Below are 20741 nucleotides of genomic sequence, written 5' to 3'. Positions count from 1 at the left end.
TGAAAATGAAGAAAACATGGAAAGTGTTTTTAACGCTTGTGACAGCTCTTGTAGCTGTCGTGCTGGTGGCTTGTGGTCAAGGGACTGCTTCTAAGGACAATAAAGAAGCAGAACTCAAGAAGATTGACTTTATCCTAGACTGGACGCCAAATACTAACCACACAGGGCTTTATGTTGCCAAGGAAAAAGGTTATTTCAAAGAAGCTGGAGTGGATGTTGATTTGAAATTGCCACCTGAAGAAAGTTCTTCTGACTTGGTTATCAATGGCAAGGCACCATTTGCAGTGTATTTCCAAGACTACATGGCTAAGAAATTGGAAAAAGGGGCAGGAATCACTGCCGTTGCCGCTATCGTTGAGCACAATACATCAGGAATCATCTCTCGTAAGTCTGACAATGTCACCAGTCCAAAAGACTTGGTTGGTAAGAAATACGGAACTTGGAATGACCCAACGGAACTGGCTATGTTGAAAACCTTGGTAGAATCTCAAGGTGGAGACTTTGAGAAGGTCGAAAAAGTACCAAACAACGACTCAAACTCAATCACACCGATTGCCAATGGTGTCTTTGACACTGCTTGGATCTACTACGGTTGGGATGGTATCCTTGCCAAATCTCAAGGCGTAGATGCTAACTTCATGTATTTGAAAGACTATGTCAAGGAATTTGATTACTACTCACCCGTTATCATCGCAAACAACGACTATCTCAAAGATAACAAGGAAGAAGCTCGTAAAGTCATCCAAGCTATTAAAAAAGGCTACCAATATGCCATGGAACATCCAGAAGAGGCTGCAGATATCCTCATTAAGAATGCACCTGAACTTAAGGAAAAACGTGACTTTGTCATCGAATCTCAAAAATACTTGTCAAAAGAATACGCAAGCGACAAGGAAAAATGGGGACAATTTGACGCAAACCGTTGGAATGCCTTCTACAAATGGGATAAAGAAAATGGCATCCTTAAAGAAGACTTGACTGACAAAGGCTTCACTAACGAATTTGTAAAATAATGACAGAAATTAGACTAGAACAGGTAAGCTATGCCTACGACAATGAAAAGATTTTAGAGGACATCAACCTGCAGGTGACTTCAGGTGAAGTGGTTTCTATCCTAGGTCCAAGTGGTGTTGGAAAGACCACCCTCTTTAACCTAATCGCTGGGATTTTAGAAGTCCAGTCTGGGCGAATTGTCCTTGATGGCGAAGAAAATCCCAAGGGGCGCGTGAGTTATATGTTACAAAAGGATCTCCTTTTGGAGCACAAGACGGTGCTTGGCAATATCATACTGCCCCTCTTGATTCAAAAGGTGGATAAGGCGGAGGCCATTGCCCAAGCAGATGAAATCCTTGCGACCTTCCAGCTGACAGCTGTACGGGATAAGTATCCTCATGAACTTAGCGGTGGGATGCGTCAGCGTGTGGCCTTACTTCGTACCTACCTTTTTGGGCACAAGCTCTTTCTCTTGGATGAGGCCTTTAGCGCCTTGGATGAGATGACCAAGATGGAACTCCATGCTTGGTATCTTGAGATTCACAGGCAGTTGCAGCTGACGACCTTGATCATCACGCATAGTATCGAAGAGGCCCTCAATCTCAGCGACCGCATCTATATCTTGAAAAACCGCCCCGGGCAGATTGTTTCAGAAATTAAACTAGAGTGGTCTGAAGGTGAGGACAAGGAAGTTCAAAAGATTGCCTACAAACGGCAAATATTAGCAGAATTAGGCCTAGATAAGTAGAAAAATAGGGAGTTGGTGAAGATTATCCTTTACCAGCGCCCTTTTTCTTTAAAAAAATCAAAAATTTCGGTATAATAGTCAAAGATGGTCAAGGTTCAAAGAAGGAGTTTGATTTACTATGAGATTTAAAAATACATCAGATCATATCGAAGCCTATATCAAGGCGATTTTAGACCAGTCTGGTATCGTGGAATTGCAACGGAGCCAGTTAGCTGATACCTTCCAGGTTGTGCCAAGTCAGATTAACTACGTCATCAAGACACGCTTTACGGAAAGTAGAGGTTACTTGGTTGAGAGCAAGCGTGGTGGTGGAGGCTACATTCGCATAGGGCGGATTGAATTTTCCAGTCATCATGAGATGCTCCGCGATTTGCTTTATTCGATTGGTGAGCGAGTTAGTCAGGAGATTTATGAGGATATTCTCCAGCTTTTGGTGGAGCAGGACTTGATGACCAAGCAGGAAATGACCTTGCTGACTTCAGTAGCAACAGATCGTGTCCTAGGGGAAGAATCCTCAGTTGTCCGTGCCAATATGCTCCGACAGCTATTACAAGAGGTAGATAGAAAAGAGAAGTAAGATGAACTATTCAAAAGCATTGAATGAATGTATCGAAAGTGCCTACATGGTTGCGGGCCATTTTGGAGCTCGATATCTAGAGTCTTGGCATTTGTTGATTGCCATGTCCAATCACAGTTACAGTGTGGCAGGTGCGACTTTAAACGATTATCCTTATGAAATGGACCGTTTAGAAGAGGTTGCGTTGGAACTGACTGAAACGGACTATAGTCAAGACGAAACCTTTACGGAATTGCCCTTTTCCCATCGTTTGGAGGTTCTCTTTGCAGAAGCAGAGTATGTGGCCTCAGTGGTCCACGCAAAGGTACTAGGGACAGAGCATGTCCTCTATGCAATCTTGCATGATGGCAATGCCTTGGCGACTCGCATCTTGGAGAGAGCAGGCTTTTCTTATGAAGACCAGAAAGATCAGGTTAGAATTGCTGCTCTTCGTCGCAATCTAGAAGAGCGTGCAGGATGGACAAGAGAAGATCTCAAGGCTTTGCGTCAACGTCATCGCACAGTAACTGACAAGCAAAATTCCATGGCCAATATGATGGGCATGCCTCAAGCTCAAAGTGGTGGTCTAGAGGACTACACGCATGACCTGACGGAGCAAGCGCGTTCTGGCAAGTTAGAGCCAGTTATCGGTCGAGACAAGGAAATCTCACGTATGATTCAGATTTTGAGTCGGAAGACCAAGAACAATCCTGTCTTGGTTGGAGATGCGGGTGTCGGGAAAACAGCTTTAGCACTTGGACTTGCTCAGCGTATTGCTAGTGGGAATGTACCAGCTGAAATGGCTAAGATGCGCGTTTTGGAGCTTGATTTGATGAATGTCGTTGCAGGGACACGTTTCCGTGGTGACTTTGAAGAGCGTATGAACAACATCATCAAGGATATCGAGGAGGATGGCAAAGTAATCCTCTTTATCGATGAACTCCACACCATCATGGGTTCTGGTAGCGGTATTGATTCGACTCTGGATGCAGCCAATATCTTGAAGCCAGCCTTGGCTCGAGGAACTTTGAGAACGGTTGGTGCAACCACTCAGGAAGAATACCAAAAACACATCGAAAAAGATGCAGCCCTTTCTCGTCGTTTTGCCAAAGTGACGATTGAAGAGCCAAGTTTAGCTGATAGCATGACTATTTTGCAAGGGTTGAAGGCTACCTATGAGAAACACCATCGTGTGAAAATCACAGATGAAGCTGTCGAAACAGCAGTTAAGATGGCACATCGTTACCTGACCAGTCGTCACTTGCCAGACTCTGCTATCGACCTCTTGGATGAGGCAGCAGCAACTGTGCAAAACAAATCCAAGCATGTGAAAGCAGACGAATCTGACTTGAGTCCAGCTGACAAGGCCTTGATGGATGGCAGGTGGAAACAAGCAAGCCAGCTAATCGCAAAAGAACAAGAATTGCCTATCTATAAAGACTTGGTGACAGAATCTGATATTTTGACTACCTTGAGTCGCTTGTCAGGAATTCCAGTTCAAAAACTGACACAAACGGATGCCAAGAAATACCTGAATTTGGAAGCGGAACTGCACAAACGTGTCATCGGCCAAGATCAAGCTGTTTCAAGTATTAGCCGTGCCATTCGCCGCAATCAGTCAGGAATTCGCAGTCACAAGCGTCCGATTGGTTCCTTTATGTTCCTAGGACCAACGGGTGTTGGTAAGACCGAATTGGCCAAGGCTCTGGCAGAAGTCCTCTTTGATGACGAATCAGCCCTTATCCGCTTTGATATGAGTGAGTATATGGAGAAATTCGCAGCTAGCCGTCTCAATGGAGCTCCTCCGGGCTATGTAGGCTACGAAGAAGGTGGGGAGTTGACCGAGAAGGTTCGCAACAAACCTTACTCAGTGCTCCTCTTTGATGAGGTAGAGAAGGCCCACCCAGATATCTTTAATGTTCTCTTGCAGGTTCTGGACGACGGTGTCTTGACAGATAGCAAGGGACGCAAGGTGGATTTTTCAAATACCATTATCATCATGACGTCAAACCTTGGTGCGACAGCCCTTCGTGATGACAAGACGGTTGGCTTTGGCGCGAAAGACATTCGTTTTGACCAGGAAAATATGGAAAAACGAATCTTTGAAGAGTTGAAAAAAACTTATCGACCAGAGTTTATTAACCGTATTGATGAAAAGGTGGTCTTCCACAGCTTGGATAGCGAGCATATGCAAGAAATTGTTAAGATCATGGTTAAACCATTGATTGCTAGCCTAGCAGAGAAAGGCATCGACTTGAAACTGCAAGCTTCAGCGTTGAAGTTACTAGCTAGTCAAGGTTACAATCCAGAAATGGGAGCTCGCCCACTTCGCAGAACACTGCAAACAGAAGTGGAAGACAAGTTGGCAGAACTCCTTCTTAAGGGGGAACTGGTAGCAGGCAAGACTCTCAAGATTGGTGTCAAAGCTGGTCAATTAAAATTTGATATTGCTTAAAAATGGAGAATCAGGAGCAATCCTGATTCTTTTTGTATTTATTTTTATGAAACCAAAGGAAACAAGTTGACAATATGTAAATATTGGTTATAATAAGAATAGATATTAAGATTTGTATAGAATGAAAAAGAGCAGAGTTTCCTGAAATTTCCACCATTTCAATAGAGCCCTGTTTCTTTTTTTGCGTATGAAATGAAAATAATGTAAACCTAGCAAAAGAGTGAATTTTAGATAGGTTAAGAAGGGAAATAGATGAACATTTTAGTTGTAGATGATGAGGATATGATTAGAGAGGGGGTAGCTGCTTTTTTGAGAGAAGAAGGCTATCATGTTATTCTAGCAAAGGATGGGCAGGAGGCTTTGGAGAAATTTCATGAGTTCCCGATTCATCTGATGGTCTTGGATCTGATGTTACCGAAGCGGAGTGGATTTGAGGTTTTAAAAGAAATTAATGGAAATCATGATATTCCTGTAATCGTCTTAAGTGCGCTCGGAGATGAGGAAACTCAGATGCAGGTATTTGACCTTTATGCTGATGATCATGTGACAAAACCATTTTCACTGGTGCTCCTAGTCAAACGGATTCAAGCCTTGCTTAGGCGTTACTATGTTGTGGAGGATATTTGGCATTATCAAGATGTGACAGTGGATTTCACATCCTACCAAGCCCGAGTCAAGAACGAGGAGGTTGCAATTAAGCCGAAAGAATTGTTGGTTTTAAAATGTTTGATCCAACATAAGAACCAGGTCTTGAGTAGAGAGCAGATACTCGAGTCTATCTCAAATGATTTTGCAGATTTGCCTCTTGATAGAGTAGTTGATGTTTACATTCGAAATCTTCGTAAGAAGTTGGATCTGGATTGCATTGTAACAGTGAAAAATGCCGGATATAAAATTAGCTTATGATAAAAAACCCTAAATTATTAACCAAATCATTTTTAAGAAGTTTTTCGCTTTTAGGTGCAATCGCTTTGGTCATCCACATTGCCATCTATCTGACCTTTCCTTTTTATTACATTCAGCAAGAGGGTGAGAAGTTTAATGGGAGTGCGACTATTATGAGCAGGTACTTAGAAGGCAAAAATTTTCATGAACTGCCTAGTTTGCTGGAGTCCTATTCGAAATCTCTTCGTATCTCTGCCCATTTGAAAGATGATGTACTGGATAAGAGAATTTCCCTTGTGCACGACTTGGAAATAAAGGAAGGCAGCCCCACTAACTATATCGTAACGATTGACCGTCAGATTACGACAGCTGATGGTAAAAAGGTAACCATTCAATTTATTCAAGGTGTGGATATTTATAAAGAGGCAACACGGATTATGCTTCTCTATCTCCCTTATACCTTTCTAGCAACGCTTGTATTTGCTTTTCTCTTTTCCTACTTCTATACGAAACGTTTATTGGAGCCTCTCTTTTATATCTCAAAAGTTACAGGTAAAATGCAGGAGTTGGATCATGATATTCGCTTTGATGAAACGCGAAAGGATGAAGTTGGGGAAGTTGGAAAGCAAATCAATGATGTGTATGAAAACTTGTTGGCAGTCATTGATGAATCTGAGAGAAGAAATGAACGGATTATCAGGTTGCAAAAGCAGAAAGTTTCTTTTGTTCGTGGAGCGTCACATGAGTTGAAAACCCCTTTAGCCAGTCTTCGAATTATTCTAGAGAATATGCAGTACAATATTGGGGATTATAAAGACCACCCTAAGTATATAGCAAAGAGTATCGATCAAATTGATCAAATGAGTCACTTGCTTGAAGAAGTCTTGGAGTCCTCTAAGTTCCAAGAGTGGACAGAGTGTAGCGAGACCTTGATAGTCCAGACTGTTTTGACGGATGTTTTATCTCGCTATCAGGAATTAGCACGCTCAAGAGGAATAGAAATTGAAAATCAATTGACAGATGCTACTAGGGTCATCATGAGTCTCAAGGCATTGGATAAGGTTTTGACAAACCTGATTAGTAATGCAATTAAATATTCAGATAAAAATGGGCGCGTAATCCTATCCGAGCAAGATGGCTATCTTTCTATCAAAAATACCTGCCAACCTCTTAATCAAGAAGAGTTGAATCATTTGTTTGATATTTTTTACCACTCTCAAGTTGTTACAGACAAGTCTGAAGGGTCTGGTTTAGGACTCTATATCGTGAATAACATCCTAGAAAGTTATCAAATGTCCTATAGTTTTCTCCCTTATGAACAGGGAATGGAATTTAAAATTTACTTGCAAGCAGATTAGTTGTATAAAGTAAAAGAACGGAAATCTCTCCGTTCTTTTTTGTTAAAGTTCACATAGGTTTAACATGAGAATATTATTTTAAATATAGAAAAAAGAAAGGATACTGGTATGGTATTAGCGATTATTTTAGTAACCTTCCTCGTTCGATTGATTTTTTTAAAACGTTCGATGGAGAATGAAAAACGAATCCTTAGCAATGGTGGGAAAGAATTTGGAGTTGAGAATACAAAACGATTAACGATGGCTCATATTGTTTTTTATCTCTCTTGCTTCGTTGAAGCAATGGTGCACAAGACAAATTTTGATGGCATGAGCATAGTTGGTTTAGTTTTGCTTATTTTTTCCATGTTGATGTTATTGCTGGTCATTCACCTATTAGGGGATATTTCGACAGTTAAGCTTATGCTTGTCAATAATCACAAATATGTAGATCATCCTCTCTTTCGAATTGTGAAACATCCCAATTACTTTTTAAATATTCTTCCTGAGCTAGTTGGTTTAGCTTTGGTGAGTCATGCTTACGTAACTTTTATCTTTATTTTTCCTGTCTATGCGGTTATTCTTTATCAAAGAATAGCAGAAGAAGAGAAATTACTGCAAGAAGTTATCATTCCTAATGGAAGAATGAAAGGATAGCGAAAATAATATAGCAAATTTCATATACAATTCATATTAGCAGGATATACTGTAGTTAATTAAAATCATGGAGGATATAGATATGTTTAAATCAAATCATGAACGAAGAATGCGTTATTCCATTCGTAAATTTAGTGTAGGAGTAGCTAGTGTACTAGTAGCTAGCTTCTTTATGGGGAGTGTTGCTCATGCTGGTGAGATGAGCTCTAGTACACCTACAAATAGTGCCAAGGTCACTGAGCAAACTTCATCTAAGAGTAAGGCAGGAGAAAACAAAGAAACTTTTTCTGAAAATAATAAAAAAACAGAACCAGCTAGAGAAACTTTGAAAGATGCAAAAGAAAAATTAATAAAGGAGCTAGCGGAAAGTGACCTTCCTACAGATAAAAAAGCAGCATATCAGCAGAAAATCGAACAGGCGAATGATACAGAAAGCTTGCTTTCGATAGATAATGATTTTCACCTAGACTTACTAGAACACCATGAAAAGCAGCATATGGAACAAGAAAGGAAGGAAAAAGAAAATCAATCGAAAGATGAAAACAAGGTAGTTCCTCCGACTAAGGAGAGCTCGGAACAGTCTCACGATACTTCTACAAAAGAGAACACAGGTGCGGTCGCTGAAATTCAAAAACGTCTAAAAGAAGAAATCAGAAAAAGTACCCTACCAACTGAGCGGAAAGATTCCTTGATAAAAGAGATTGAGGGAGAAGATGACCGTGATAACCTAGAAACTTTGGAGAATAGTTATAGAGAGCTGGAAGATACTTTCAAAAAAATCAATGAAGAACTCGACCATCAAAAGAAATTGATTAGCGATATGGCAACTACAAAAGGTATCACCGAAGAAGATAAAAGTTCTTTAGTAGGCGAAATCAATAAAATCAAAGAGCGAATTGTAAATGATTTTAAGAACGAGTCGGATAAATCACTCCAAACGATTAAACAAGAAGTTATTGCTGATCTAGGTAAGTTATTCAAATCTTACAAAGCTTACGTTGAAAAAGAAATTCAAAACTACGTCAATGAACAAGTGGACGAAAACATAAAGGAGAAAAAACTAAACAAAGAAGAAGCAAACGAGGATGCCACAATCAAACAGTTACGCGAGTTGGAAAAAAAGGCGCTTCAGCAACTCGATCAGGCCGCGAAAAATGAAGAGGTGCTGAAGGCTAAACACAGTCTTCTTGATGAGATTGCAAAACTCAAGTCATCTAATGGCAATAAAGAGACAACGAAACCTAGAGACAAACGAAGTGCTAAGGAGACTGATCAGCAAGATTTAGCTAAACAAATTTCAGAAGCTAATCTATCGCTTTCTAATCACATGAGTGAGCTGTTGGATAGAACTAAAAAAGATCTGAAATCTGAGTATGAGTCTAAATTTGATGAATTAATTAAAAATGCCTTAGGAATTGTAAATAAATATAGATCAGAGCTTTCTAAAGCTCAAACAAAAGAGGAACTAAATCGGATTCTAGAAACAGCGAAGTCAGAGCTAAATGCTACTGTGGAGGAATTCAAAAAAGGGTTAACGAAATCAACTGAGCCTCAAAGAAAGCCTGATATGGAAGGTCATATTCCTCCAACTAAAGATGGGAAATCTCAGACACCGACTGAAGAAACGAAAGAGATAGAATCTTTGAAGAATAAGGCTAAGGAAGAGCTAAAAAAACTAGAGCAAGCTTTGGCTGAAGTGAATAACTATCCAGAGTTACCAGAAAATAACAGTGATTATAAGGTGCAGAAAAAAGATATTTGGGAGGATTCTAAAAAGATTGCTCCTGATAAAATAAAAGCATTTAGAGAACAGTTAGAAAAAGGTTCATACACTGCCAAAACTCTCCAAACGTTTATAGATGACTTTATCTATTATCAAATCCATGCACAAATCGAAAAGATGACAAGACAAGTCGCTTTGTATCGAGAAAAATACGCGAAAATTCCTAGTCTAGAAAAAGAATTTGAATCAGGCATTAAGCAAACGTGGAATAAGAATTATGCTACCTTAGAAGGGAAATATCTAGCGGATTACTTTAAGAATGAATTTCTTCCATCCTTTAATAAGATTCAGCAGATTGTGGAACTTCAGAAGGCTATCAGCCAGCTTGAAGAAGAAATGAAGACAGTCCCAGATGGAGCTAAGTTAACAGGAGAAGCTGGTTCTGCTTATGAAAAGGTCAGAAATCGCGCAAGCGAAATCATTAAACAAGGGAAAGAGCTTCTAGAACAAGTAAATATTACAGAAAAGCAGCTAGATACTCAGATAGGAGAGCTTCAGAAGAGCTTATCTGAATTGAAGGTAGCGAAGGCCAACTTAGTGCCAAAGAAAGAAGATAAGAAAGAAATTCCAAAACCAGATTTGCAACCAAGTCCTCAACCGGAAGGTAAGAAACCACATACACCGGCGCAACCTGGTACTGAGGATAAGAAGCCATCTACTCCAAAACCAGATATGCAACCAAGTCCTCAACCAGAAGGCAAGAAACCACACACGCCGGCACAACCCGGTACTGAAAATCAGAAGCCATCTGCTCCAAAACCAGATATGCAACCAAGTCCTCAACCAGAAGGCAAGAAACCACATACACCGGCACAACCAAAGACACATAAAATCTTTACGGCAGCAGATGGCAAGACGAAAGTCTCAGTAATATTTGATAAACCTACAGATGCTGATAAGTTACATCTCAAGGAAGTAACGACGAAAGAGTTGGCTGATAAAATTGCTCGTAAAACAGGAGGGGGAACAGTTCGTGTGTTTGACTTATCTCTTTCTAAAGGAGGCAAGGAAACTCATGTCAATGGAGAACGAACTGTTCGGCTCGCGCTTGGGCAGACTGGCTCAGATGTTCACGTCTATCACGTAAAGGAAAATGGCGACCTTGAGCGTATTCCTTCTAAAGTTGAAAATGGGCAAGTTGTTTTTAAAACGAACCACTTCAGTTTGTTTGCGATTAAGACACTTTCTAAGAATCAAAATGTCACTACACCTAAGCAGACTAAGCCGTCTATCCAAGATAGTCAAACACAGATAGGAGAGAGCCGAACTGGAAAATTCCAGAATAAAGAAGTTAATCATAAATCATTGGCTACTGAAAATGAAACAGTAGCAAAAGGAAATCCTACATCAGCAACTGAGAAGAAATTGCCATCTACAGGAGTGGCGTCTAATCTAGTTCTTGAGATCCTTGGTCTCCTTGGTTTGATTGGAACTTCATTCATCGCGATGAAAAGAAGAAAATAATGATTCAGATTTTTAAAAATATCCACTTTCGATATTTAGCATTTGATTGGTTAACCATTGAAGATTCCAAAGATTTTACTTATAATTGGTATCTAATAATGATAAGTTATTTCATATAGAGATGAATCTAAGATATAAAAAGAGAAGGCTAGTGAACCGCAAAAGTTAGATTTTTTATGTCCAACTTTTGAGGGGCAGTATAAAGATGGCCTTCTCTTTTTTTGTTACCTTTTTATAAAAAGTAATAAAAAACTATTGACAAAACAAAAATATAGTATATAATAAAAACACAGAAAACAAAAATATTAAAAACTATAAAAAGGTAAGGCGTTTATGAAAAAGAAAACAGCAGTGGTATTTGGGACCTTTGCCCCTCTCCATCAAGGGCATATCGATCTGATCCAGCGAGCGAAGCGTCAGTGTGACCAGGTCTGGGTAGTCGTTTCAGGCTACGAGGGAGACCGAGGTGAGCAGGTAGGTTTAAGTCTTCAAAAAAGATTTCGCTATATCAGAGAGGCTTTTCGTGATGACGAATTGACCTCTGTCTGCAAGTTAGATGAAACCAAGCTTCCTCGTTACCCTATGGGCTGGCAGGAGTGGTTGGACCAGATGTTAGCGGAGATTTCCTATGATGAAACCAAGCAAGAACTGATCTTTTTTGTGGGAGAAGAAGAATACCAGCAAGAATTAGCTAAACGTGGTTTTGAGACCGTTTTGCAAGAAAGAAAGTTTGGTATCTCAGCGACTATGATTCGAGAAAATCCAAGCAAATATTGGAAATACATCGCTCAGCCCTTCCGTCGTCAGTTTACAAAGAAAGTGTTGATTATGGGAAGTGCTAGCAATGGGAAGACCACTCTGGCCAAGGATTTGGCAAGGTATTACGATGCGCCCGTTAGTCTGGAATACGCACGTGAGTACCAGATTAAAAACAATGTCCGCGACGATGAATTGACTCCAAAAGATTACTACTATCTCCTTTTAGGGCAGTATGACCAGACCTCTAAGTTAATTGACAGTAATGCCAATCGAGGTCTAGTGATAGCCGATACCAACTCCTTGGTAACCAAGGGTTACTATGACTATTACATGGAGACAGGGGACCAAGGGAACTTATCAGGAGAAACCTTTGACAATCTCTTTGCCTCTATCTTGGCCAAGGAAAAATGGGACTTGATTCTCTTTGTGCAGCCTGTTGGCTCCTATGTCAATGACGGATTTAGAGATATGACCATGGCAGAAGACCACATTCGCTACAGTTTTTCCCAGCATTTGGACCAGATGAGGGAGCTATACTTAACGACCATTCCTTTAGTTTATCTAGCGGAGGATTACCTAGGTAATTATGAAGCAGCAAAAGTGGCTATTGATGCCATTTACCAAGCAGATTAGGAGAAAATTATGAAAAAACTAACCGAAAAAATCACACAATTTATCGAAAACTTTAAAAATGTCCATGAAGAAGCCCGCAAGATCGGTTTTGCAGGGATCATGCGCCTGCTCTGGAAAGATCTCTTTGTCGGCCGTAGCCTTTTCCAGTGGTTGTATCTCATCGCCTTGTCAAGTGTTCCCTTGATCTTAGAGTTCACGCAAAATACGGAAAGTCATGACTGGCTGAGCTTGTTTGCATCCTGGACTGGGATTGTCTGTGTTATCTTGGTAGCAGAAGGTCGTGCAAGCAATTATCTCTTTGGGACCATTAACTCGGCTATCTATTTGATCTTGGCCATGAATGCGACTTTTTACGGAGAAGTTTTGACGACTGTTTACTTCTTTGTCATGCAGCCGATTGGTCTCTATGCTTGGCTGTCCAATCGTATCAATGACCAAGGAAAACCAGAAGAATCCCACTTTGAAGCTAAGAAATTATCTGTTCTTGACTGGCTCAAGTACTTGGTCTTGACTGCCATTATCTGGATTGGTATGGGCTTTGCTTACCAAAGTATCCATAGTGCTCGCCCTTTCCGTGATAGTGTTACCGATGCGACCAATGGTGTTGGTCAGCTCTTGATGACACGTCTTTACCGCGAGCAATGGATTTTCTGGATTGCAACCAATCTCTTTAGTATCTACCTCTGGTGGGGTGAAAATATCCACATTCAAGGGATGTACTGGGTTTACACACTGAACAGTCTAGTGGGATGGTACCAATGGACCAAGGCAGTTCGAAAGGAGGCATAAGATGGCAGACATAAAGATTCCAGAAGGAATGACGGAAAAAGAATATTATGAAATCCATGCCAGTCAGGAGGAGTTTTTAGACTGGTACTACAGGCAGGAACTCCCTCAATATGAAAAACCAAGTGTGACAGTGGATATGGTGGCTTACTGCTTTGTCGAAGGAAAGATCAAGCTCTTACTGATCCGTCGCAAGGCCCACCCTTATCAAAACTGCTTGGCTCTGGTTGGAGGCTTTATGGACAAGGGAGAAGATGCTGCACATGCCTGTCAGCGCGAGGTGAGTGAAGAAGTCAATCTCGATCTACCTTTGGAAAAAATCGAGCAATTGATGACCGTATCGACCCCTGGGCGTGATCCACGGGGCTGGACAGTGACCATTGCCCACTTGGTGTACCTACCTAGTCGTGCATTAGACCTCGTTCAGGCAGGAGACGATGCTAAGGATGTTGTTTTCGTAGATGTCGATTTTCAGACGGGGAAATGCTTCCTAGAGGGAGTGGAGCTGGAGGAGCAAGCCTTCGCCTTTGACCATTATGCCATTATCCAAGAATCCATCAAACGAATCCAAGGCCGTCTTGACTGGAATCCGACCTTCCTCTATCTGCTGGAGGAAGAGTTCACTGTCTACGAAGGGACTGAACTGGTCAATCTCATCAATCCTGGTCGGCCCATCGTCAGCAATAACTTTCTCGTAAAATACGGAGAATATGTAGAAGAAGTCGGGCTCAAACGAGTACCCAAAAAGAAACCAAGGAAAACCTATCGATTGAAATAAAAAACGAGGCCGGGAACTTTTCCCGACCTTTTTATTTATCATCATTTTTTATGAATGGCTATCTTTCTTAGAATTACACAAGAGAGATGCAAAAAATAGGACTCTAATCTAAAAAAATTTCTATTTTTTTCGTTTCGATTACGAATTGAAATAGTGGAGGGAACAATTTTTAAAATAGGTTCTCTAAATAGTTGACAGATTCAAAACCCAATGTTACAATTGTATTACAAAAAGATTTCTTGATATTTCAAAAACATTACAAAGGAGTAAAAAATGAAAAAGAAAACCTATATCAAATTGATGGCAGTGACTGTGTTGGCTTCTACCTTGCTACTAGGAGCTTGTGGAAATAAAAACGAATCCACTCAAACCAGTAGCTCTGCAAAGACAAGTCAATCATCAAGCTCTAAAGCAGCTTCTTCTAGCAAAGAAAGCAAGACTCAAAAATCTTCAAGCTCAGCTTCATCTGAAAAGGCCCAGGCATCTTCTGGTCAGTCTTCTACAGCGGCGGATCAGTCACAAGCGAAATCAGCGCCTGAATCAAGACAAGAACAAGCAGCCCCTAGTCAGCAAGCTCCATCTCAGGCACCTTCAACTCAGCAAGGCTCTCAAGCCCAGTCTAACCAGTCAGGCTATGATCCAACAACTGACCGCAAACTTCAAGACAAGCAAGCAGAACACAACAAACGCTACAAGGGTGTTTTAACCATGGTCGATGGTGATTTCTCAGCAGCTGCAGGCAACTGGAAGGGAGCGAATGGCGAAACTATTACGGTTTCATCAGGGGGCCAATTTACAGTAGAAACTGCAGAAGGAAATAAAGAAAACTACTCTATTAGAGGCTACTCTTACACTCTTGATGATGGCAAGTATAATGCTAAAATCGGAGGAGGAAAAATCATCCAAATTACAACAGGTGCGGATGGTAAAGTTTCAAGCGTTGCCTTGATTCAATAATAAAATTTTGTGTTTTGACTCTTACTAGAAATCGTTCTGTAAAAGAGTGAGTCAACTGTTTTTCACTTAGTTTCTCCAAGAGAAAGTGGTATAATAAAAAAATCAAAGGAAAACGAGTGATAATACATGGCGGATAAATTAATCTTACCTCAAAACACACGATTGATGGGAGTATTTCTTGGATTTGTAGGTGGTTCTTTGGATGTGTTTTGCCATATTCAATACCATAGTTTGGTAGCGACACAGACAGGGAATATTCTCCTATTGATATCTGATTGGCACGACTCAGATGTTATCAATACGATGCTACGATTCTGCTCCATTATTTTCTTTTCTCTAGGATTTCTGTTTGCATTGCACATGAAAGAATACCGTAAAACGGCCTACTGGCGGGTTAAGATGCTGCTCCCTTTATTTATTGGAACTCTTATTCTCCCTTTCTTTTCACGATTTCCTCTAATAGAAGTTCCTTGCATCGCTTTTGGAACAGGAATGATGATGTTAACATTTACGGGCAGTTTGATTGAAGATCATCCCTATGTCATTTTTATGACGTCTGGAAATTACCGAAAGATGTTGACCGCTTTGTATCGCATTGCTAGAAGAGAAGGAAATATCCAAGAATACCGTCGTCAGGCCTTAAATTATGGGATTGTTGTGGGAAGTTTCATAGTGGGCGCAATCAGCTTGGCTGTATTGATGCATTTTCTTCATGAATGGTCTATATGGATTGTCAGCCTCAATTTGTTTTTGATTATGTCCTATTATATAGCTAGAGTGAAGCAATTAGATTTACAAGATGAAAACATATAAAAAACGGCAAGACTCATTTTTGAGCTTTGCCGTTTTTTTGAGTTGTAGATGTGGGACTATGCTTTGTCTAGTTGCAAGAGGGCCTCAATCTCTGCAAGAGTGCTAGCTTGTGAAATAGCTCCACGAAGTTTGGCTGCGCCAGATGTACCACGAAGGTAGTGAGGAGCGAGGCCACGGAATTCACGGACTGCAATTTTTTCTCCTTTGAGGCTAATCAAGCGTTTTAAGTGTTCGTAGGCGATTTTCATCTTATCCTCAAAGGTCAAATCAGGAAGGATTTCTCCTGTTTCAAAGTAGTGGTTGATTTGATTGAAGAGGTAGGGATTTCCCATGGCTGCTCGGCCAATCATAACTGCGTCAGCACCAACTTCTTCGATGCGTTGTTTAGCATCTTGAACTGTACGGATGTCACCGTTGGCGATAAATGGGATCTTAGTCAGTGCTTGGGCTACATCGTGCAAGGTCTCGAGGTCTGCGTGGCCTGTGTACATTTGTTCGCGGGTACGGCCATGCATGGCGAGAGCAGAGACACCAGCAGCTTCAGCTGCGAGGGCATTCTCCACGGCTAGGGATGGATCAGACCAGCCGGTGCGCATTTTGACAGTTAGGGGGATATCAAGGACAGATTGGACCTTGTTGATAATAGAGTAGATCTTGTCTGGGTCCTTGAGCCACATAGCGCCAGCTTCGTTCTTCACGATTTTGTTAACTGGGCAGCCCATGTTGATATCGACGATATCGGTCTTGGTGTTTTCTTGGATGAATTCTGCTGCGCGTGCTAGGCTGTCTTCATCGCTACCAAAGAGTTGGATAGAAACGGGATTTTCGCCTTCATCGATGTGAAGCATATGCAAGGTTTTTTCATTGTTGTATTGGATTCCCTTGTCAGAGACCATTTCCATGACAACGAGTCCAGCCCCGAGCTCTTTTGCGATGGTACGAAAGGCTGAGTTGGTGACACCAGCCATGGGTGCTAAAACAGTACGATTGGGAATCTCAACATTGCCAATCATAAAAGGTGTATTAAGATTTGTCACGAATGAGTTCCTCCAGGTCGTTTTCATCAAAGTTGTAAGTTGTTTGGCAGAATTGGCAAGTGATTTCTGCCCCGTGGTCTTCCTCTTTCATTTCCTCTAAGTCTGAGCTTGGAAGGGTGGCAAGAGCGTTCATAAAACGGTCTTTGCTGCAGTCGCATTGGAAACGAATTTCTTCTTCAGATAGACGTTTGTAAGATTCGTCACCATAGATAGCCTTGAGAAGGGCTTCGATATGGTCGTCGCTTTCTAGAAGAGTTGAAATGGCTGGCATTTCTTGGATGCGTTTTTCAAAGCGGGCAATCTCTTCTTCCTTGGCTCCTGGCAAAACTTGGAGAAGAAAACCACCGGCAACTTCGACCTTGTCGTCTTTGTCTAAAAGAACATTGAGGCCAACTGCTGAAGGGGTTTGTTGGCTTTCTGTCAGGTAGTAGGCCAAGTCTTCACCGATTTCCCCAGAGATGAGAGGAGTCATAGAATTGTAAGGATTTCCAGTACCATAGTCTGTGATAACGAGAAATTGACCATTGCCGACAAAAGGTCCGACTAGGACTTCACCTGTTGCAGTTTTTTTGATATCTACACCGGGATTTTGCACATAGCCTTTGACATTTCCCTTAGTATCTGCGACCGTGATGATGGCACCGAGAGAGCTGGTTCCAAGAACTTTAACCGTTAGCTTGGTATTTCCTTTTTCATTGGCTGCGAGAATCTGGCTAGCGATAAGAGTTCGACCAAGTGCGACAGTTGAACTGGCTTGAGTTTGATGTTTTTCTTGAGCAGTGCGGACGGTTTCAGTGCTATCAAGGACAAAAGCACGAAAGGCTCCGCTTTCTGATATTGTTTTAATAATTTTATCCATAGCTACTATTTTAGCATAAAAATGCCCAAAGGGGGAGCCGTGTGTTTGCTGTCAATTTTTAAACTGTTTAATTTGTGATGACTGGTATAGGAGATTTATAGAAATGGAAATTTTTGTTCACATTTACTGTTAACATTTTAATTTATCTTAAAATAAGCTAAAACCAATTTTTAAGTTATGGTAAACAGTTGAAAAAAAGGTTGATAAAGTGGTAAAATGTTAGGAAGATAAGATGCTAACAATACATACTGATAGCTAATAGAAATAATATATTAATGGATAGCTTATGAAAAAACAACGAAATTTACATGTATTCTTAGGCCGGACGGCTCTATATTTTGTAATCTTACTTGGTTTGCTTTATTTTTTTAGTTACCTTGGTCAGAGCCAAGGCACCTTTATTTATAATGAGTTCTAGTTTAAAGGAGAAGAGGAACAGTGTCTAATAAACCGATAAAAGATATGATTGAAACGATTGAGCACTTTGCTCAAACGCAACCAACATATCCTGTCTACAATGTTTTAGGTCAAGAGCATACTTATGGTGATCTGAAGGCTGATTCAGATAGTTTAGCTGCAGCTATCGACCAACTAGGCTTGCCTGAGAAATCTCCAGTCGTCGTTTTTGGTGGTCAGGAATATGAGATGTTGGCTACCTTTGTAGCGCTAACTAAGTCAGGTCATGCCTATATCCCAATTGATAGCCATTCGGCCTTGGAAAGAGTTTCTGCTATCGTAGAAGTTGCAGAGCCAAGCTTGATTATTGCTATCTCAGATTTTCCATTAGAGCAAACTAGCACACCGATGCTGAATTTAAAGCAAGTCCATGAAGCTTTTGCTCAAGCTTCCAGCTACGAGATGACCCATCCAGTCAAGGGAGATGACAACTACTACATCATCTTTACTTCTGGTACGACTGGTAAGCCTAAGGGAGTGCAGATCTCCCATGATAATCTCCTCAGCTTTACCAACTGGATGATTACAGATAAGGAATTTGCGACGCCAAGTCGTCCGCAAATGCTGGCTCAGCCCCCTTATTCTTTTGACCTATCTGTCATGTATTGGGCGCCAACCTTGGCACTGGGTGGCACGCTTTTCGCTCTTCCTTCAGCCATTACTCAGGACTTCAAAAAACTCTTTGCGACAATTTTTTCCTTGCCCATTGCTATCTGGACCTCAACACCGTCCTTTGCAGATATGGCCATGTTGTCAGAAGACTTTAACAGTGAGAAAATGCCTGGCATCACGCATTTCTACTTTGATGGTGAAGAATTGACGGTCAAAACTGCTCAAAAACTACGTGAGCGATTCCCAGATGCCCGTATTATCAATGCTTACGGTCCAACAGAAGCGACAGTAGCCCTGTCAGCAGTTGCCGTGACGGACGAGATGTTGAAGACTCTCAAACGCCTGCCAATCGGCTATACCAAGGCGGATTCTCCGACCTTTGTCATTGATGAGGAAGGTAAGAAAGTTCCAAATGGTGAGCAAGGAGAAATCATCGTTTCTGGGCCAGCTGTTTCAAAAGGCTATATGAATAATCCTGAAAAAACGGCAGAAGCTTTCTTTGAGTTCGAAGGTCTTCCAGCCTACCACACAGGGGATGTAGGAACTATGACAGATGAGGGCTTGCTTCTCTATGGTGGACGCATGGATTTCCAGATTAAGTTTAATGGTTATCGCATTGAGCTGGAAGATGTCTCTCAAAACCTCAACAAGTCTCGCTTTATCGAGTCGGCCGTTGCTGTCCCACGTTATAACAAGGACCACAAGGTACAAAATCTACTGGCCTATGTCATCCTAAAGGACGGTGTCCGCGAGAAGTTTGAACGCGATATCGATATTACCAAGGCTATCAAGGAAGACCTAGCAGATATCATGATGTCTTATATGATGCCGTCTAAGTTTCTTTATCGAGATAGTTTGCCGCTAACGCCTAATGGTAAAATTGATATCAAGGGCTTGATTAACGAGGTAAACAGTAGATGATGGAGCTTTATAAACAGCTACCTCATTTGGAACCTTATGGTGATCTTCAGTACTTTTTATATGTAATTGTTGCGACTTTACCTATCTTTATCGGTCTTTTTTTCAAGAAACGTTTTGCCTTGTATGAGGTGCTTGTTAGTCTCTTCTTTATCGTGACCATGTTGGTCGGTGGAAAGACGAATCAAATAAACGCTTTGATCCTTTACGTTATCTGGCAAGTACTGCTTGTATCTTTCTACAAAAGGTACAGGAAACAAGGGGATAGTAAATGGATATTTTACCTGGTTAGCTTTCTATCCCTATTGCCAATCGTCTTTGTGAAAGTATCTCCTGCTATTCATGGACCTCAATCTTTGTTTGGATTTTTAGGGATTTCTTACTTAACCTTTCGTGCAGTTGGGGTTATCGTCGAGTTGAGAGACGGTGTCATCAAGGATTTAACGATTTGGCAATTCTTGCGTTTTCTTCTTTTTATGCCGACTTTCTCAAGTGGTCCCATTGATCGTTTTAAACGTTTCAATGAAAATTACGAGACCATTCCTGAGCGGGATGAGCTGATGGATATGCTAGAAGAGGCTGTCAAATATATCATGCTTGGCTTCCTCTACAAGTTTATCTTGGCTCACATTTTAGGAGAGACATTATTGCCTCCGCTGAAAAATTTGGCCTTGCAGACAGGTGGTTTCTTTAACCTCTACGCTTTAGCGGTCATGTACACCTTTGGTCTGGAGCTCTTCTTTGACTTTGCGGGCTACTCTATGTTTGCCTTAGCCATTTCAAACTTGATGGGGATTCATAGTCCTATCAACTTTAACAAGCCCTTTTTGTCAAGGGATTTAAAAGAGTTTTGGAATCGCTGGCACATGAGTCTGTCTTTCTGGTTCCGTGATTTTGTCTTTATGCGAATGGTCATGGTGTTGACCAGAAAGAAGGTCTTTAAAAATCGCAATGTGACCTCAAGTGTAGCCTATATTGTAAATATGCTGATTATGGGATTTTGGCACGGTGTGACCTGGTATTATATCGTCTACGGACTTTTCCATGGGATTGGGCTAGTCATCAATGACGCTTGGGTTCGTAAGAAAAAAGCGCTCAATAAAGAACGGAAAAAAGCTGGAAAGGGTTCCTTACCTGAGAATCGCTGGATTCAGTTGCTTGGCATGGTTGTCACCTTCCATGTCGTGATGGTTTCATTCTTAATCTTTTCTGGATTTTTGAATGATTTATGGTTTAAAAAATAAAAGGATATAAA

18 protein-coding genes are annotated in these 20741 nt (G+C 41.1%); 16 read left to right on the top strand and 2 right to left on the bottom strand.

Annotated features, from left to right (window positions below; translation table 11 throughout):
* The first annotated feature begins 5 nt into the window (after positions 1–5).
* The 13 genes from HMPREF1516_RS02895 (at position 6) to HMPREF1516_RS02835 (ending at position 15604) form a co-directional block, all read left to right on the top strand.
* Positions 6–1013 carry an ABC transporter substrate-binding protein gene (locus tag HMPREF1516_RS02895; protein ID WP_033605762.1) on the top strand — a complete coding sequence of 336 codons (1008 nt, stop codon included), beginning with the start codon at positions 6–8 and terminating at the stop codon, positions 1011–1013.
* A complete protein-coding gene (locus tag HMPREF1516_RS02890) occupies positions 1013–1741 on the top strand; it encodes an ABC transporter ATP-binding protein (RefSeq protein WP_033605761.1) in 729 nt (242 codons plus the stop codon). The genes HMPREF1516_RS02895 and HMPREF1516_RS02890 overlap by 1 nt, the downstream gene beginning before the upstream one ends.
* 118 nt (positions 1742–1859) lie before the next feature.
* Positions 1860–2318 carry a CtsR family transcriptional regulator gene (locus HMPREF1516_RS02885; RefSeq protein ID WP_001211263.1) on the top strand — a complete coding sequence of 153 codons (459 nt, stop codon included), beginning with the start codon at positions 1860–1862 and terminating at the stop codon, positions 2316–2318.
* Position 2319: 1 nt separating this feature from the next.
* The gene (locus tag HMPREF1516_RS02880; RefSeq protein WP_033605760.1) at positions 2320–4752 is read left to right on the top strand and encodes an ATP-dependent Clp protease ATP-binding subunit; all 2433 of its coding nucleotides are present in this window, start codon (positions 2320–2322) and stop codon (positions 4750–4752) included.
* Positions 4753–5004: 252 nt separating this feature from the next.
* Positions 5005–5658 (top strand): response regulator transcription factor BgrR, encoded by a 654-nt coding sequence (gene bgrR / locus HMPREF1516_RS02875; RefSeq protein ID WP_001024193.1) that lies wholly within the window; start codon positions 5005–5007, stop codon positions 5656–5658.
* On the top strand, positions 5655–6995 hold the full coding sequence (gene bgrS / locus HMPREF1516_RS02870; protein WP_002877614.1) for a sensor histidine kinase BgrS: 1341 nt from the start codon (positions 5655–5657) through the stop codon (positions 6993–6995). Before bgrR ends, bgrS begins: the two co-directional genes overlap by 4 nt.
* A 108-nt stretch (positions 6996–7103) precedes the next feature.
* Positions 7104–7631: an isoprenylcysteine carboxyl methyltransferase family protein gene (locus HMPREF1516_RS02865; RefSeq protein WP_033605759.1), complete on the top strand. Its 528-nt coding sequence runs from the start codon at positions 7104–7106 to the stop codon at positions 7629–7631.
* 82 nt (positions 7632–7713) lie between these two features.
* Positions 7714–10878 carry a GAG-binding domain-containing protein gene (locus tag HMPREF1516_RS02860; protein ID WP_033605758.1) on the top strand — a complete coding sequence of 1055 codons (3165 nt, stop codon included), beginning with the start codon at positions 7714–7716 and terminating at the stop codon, positions 10876–10878.
* A gap of 333 nt (positions 10879–11211) precedes the next feature.
* Positions 11212–12270: an AAA family ATPase gene (locus HMPREF1516_RS02855; RefSeq protein ID WP_000730567.1), complete on the top strand. Its 1059-nt coding sequence runs from the start codon at positions 11212–11214 to the stop codon at positions 12268–12270.
* 9 nt (positions 12271–12279) lie between these two features.
* Positions 12280–13059, top strand: a complete 780-nt coding sequence (gene pnuC, locus HMPREF1516_RS02850; RefSeq protein ID WP_000736883.1) for a nicotinamide riboside transporter PnuC — start codon at positions 12280–12282, stop codon at positions 13057–13059.
* Position 13060: 1 nt separating this feature from the next.
* Positions 13061–13834, top strand: a complete 774-nt coding sequence (locus tag HMPREF1516_RS02845; protein ID WP_000763405.1) for an NUDIX domain-containing protein — start codon at positions 13061–13063, stop codon at positions 13832–13834.
* A gap of 273 nt (positions 13835–14107) precedes the next feature.
* The gene (locus HMPREF1516_RS02840; protein ID WP_000730912.1) at positions 14108–14791 is read left to right on the top strand and encodes a hypothetical protein; all 684 of its coding nucleotides are present in this window, start codon (positions 14108–14110) and stop codon (positions 14789–14791) included.
* Between the two features lie 126 nt (positions 14792–14917).
* Positions 14918–15604: a YoaK family protein gene (locus HMPREF1516_RS02835; protein WP_033605757.1), complete on the top strand. Its 687-nt coding sequence runs from the start codon at positions 14918–14920 to the stop codon at positions 15602–15604.
* Positions 15605–15660: 56 nt separating this feature from the next.
* Here the strand turns inward: HMPREF1516_RS02835 and dusB are convergent, their stop codons facing one another.
* Positions 15661–16641 carry a tRNA dihydrouridine synthase DusB gene (gene dusB / locus HMPREF1516_RS02830; RefSeq protein ID WP_000183314.1) on the bottom strand — a complete coding sequence of 327 codons (981 nt, stop codon included), beginning with the start codon at positions 16639–16641 and terminating at the stop codon, positions 15661–15663.
* Entirely contained in the window at positions 16628–17500 is an 873-nt protein-coding gene (hslO, locus tag HMPREF1516_RS02825) for an Hsp33 family molecular chaperone HslO (protein WP_000357860.1), read from the bottom strand. Before hslO ends, dusB begins: the two co-directional genes overlap by 14 nt.
* 286 nt (positions 17501–17786) lie before the next feature.
* On the opposite strand from hslO, the gene HMPREF1516_RS02820 reads away from it, so the two are divergent.
* The 3 genes from HMPREF1516_RS02820 to dltB are packed head-to-tail and all read left to right on the top strand — an operon-like array spanning position 17787 to position 20730.
* Positions 17787–17918 carry a teichoic acid D-Ala incorporation-associated protein DltX gene (locus HMPREF1516_RS02820; RefSeq protein WP_008276434.1) on the top strand — a complete coding sequence of 44 codons (132 nt, stop codon included), beginning with the start codon at positions 17787–17789 and terminating at the stop codon, positions 17916–17918.
* 20 nt (positions 17919–17938) lie between these two features.
* The gene (dltA, locus tag HMPREF1516_RS02815; RefSeq protein ID WP_033605756.1) at positions 17939–19489 is read left to right on the top strand and encodes a D-alanine--poly(phosphoribitol) ligase subunit DltA; all 1551 of its coding nucleotides are present in this window, start codon (positions 17939–17941) and stop codon (positions 19487–19489) included.
* Positions 19486–20730, top strand: a complete 1245-nt coding sequence (gene dltB / locus HMPREF1516_RS02810) for a D-alanyl-lipoteichoic acid biosynthesis protein DltB (protein WP_033605755.1) — start codon at positions 19486–19488, stop codon at positions 20728–20730. The genes dltA and dltB overlap by 4 nt, the downstream gene beginning before the upstream one ends.
* Positions 20731–20741: the final 11 nt, after the last annotated feature.

Source organism: Streptococcus sp. CM6 (genome assembly GCF_000526095.1).
GTDB lineage: Bacteria > Bacillota > Bacilli > Lactobacillales > Streptococcaceae > Streptococcus > Streptococcus oralis_BW.
This window is presented reverse-complemented; position numbering and strand designations above follow the sequence as displayed.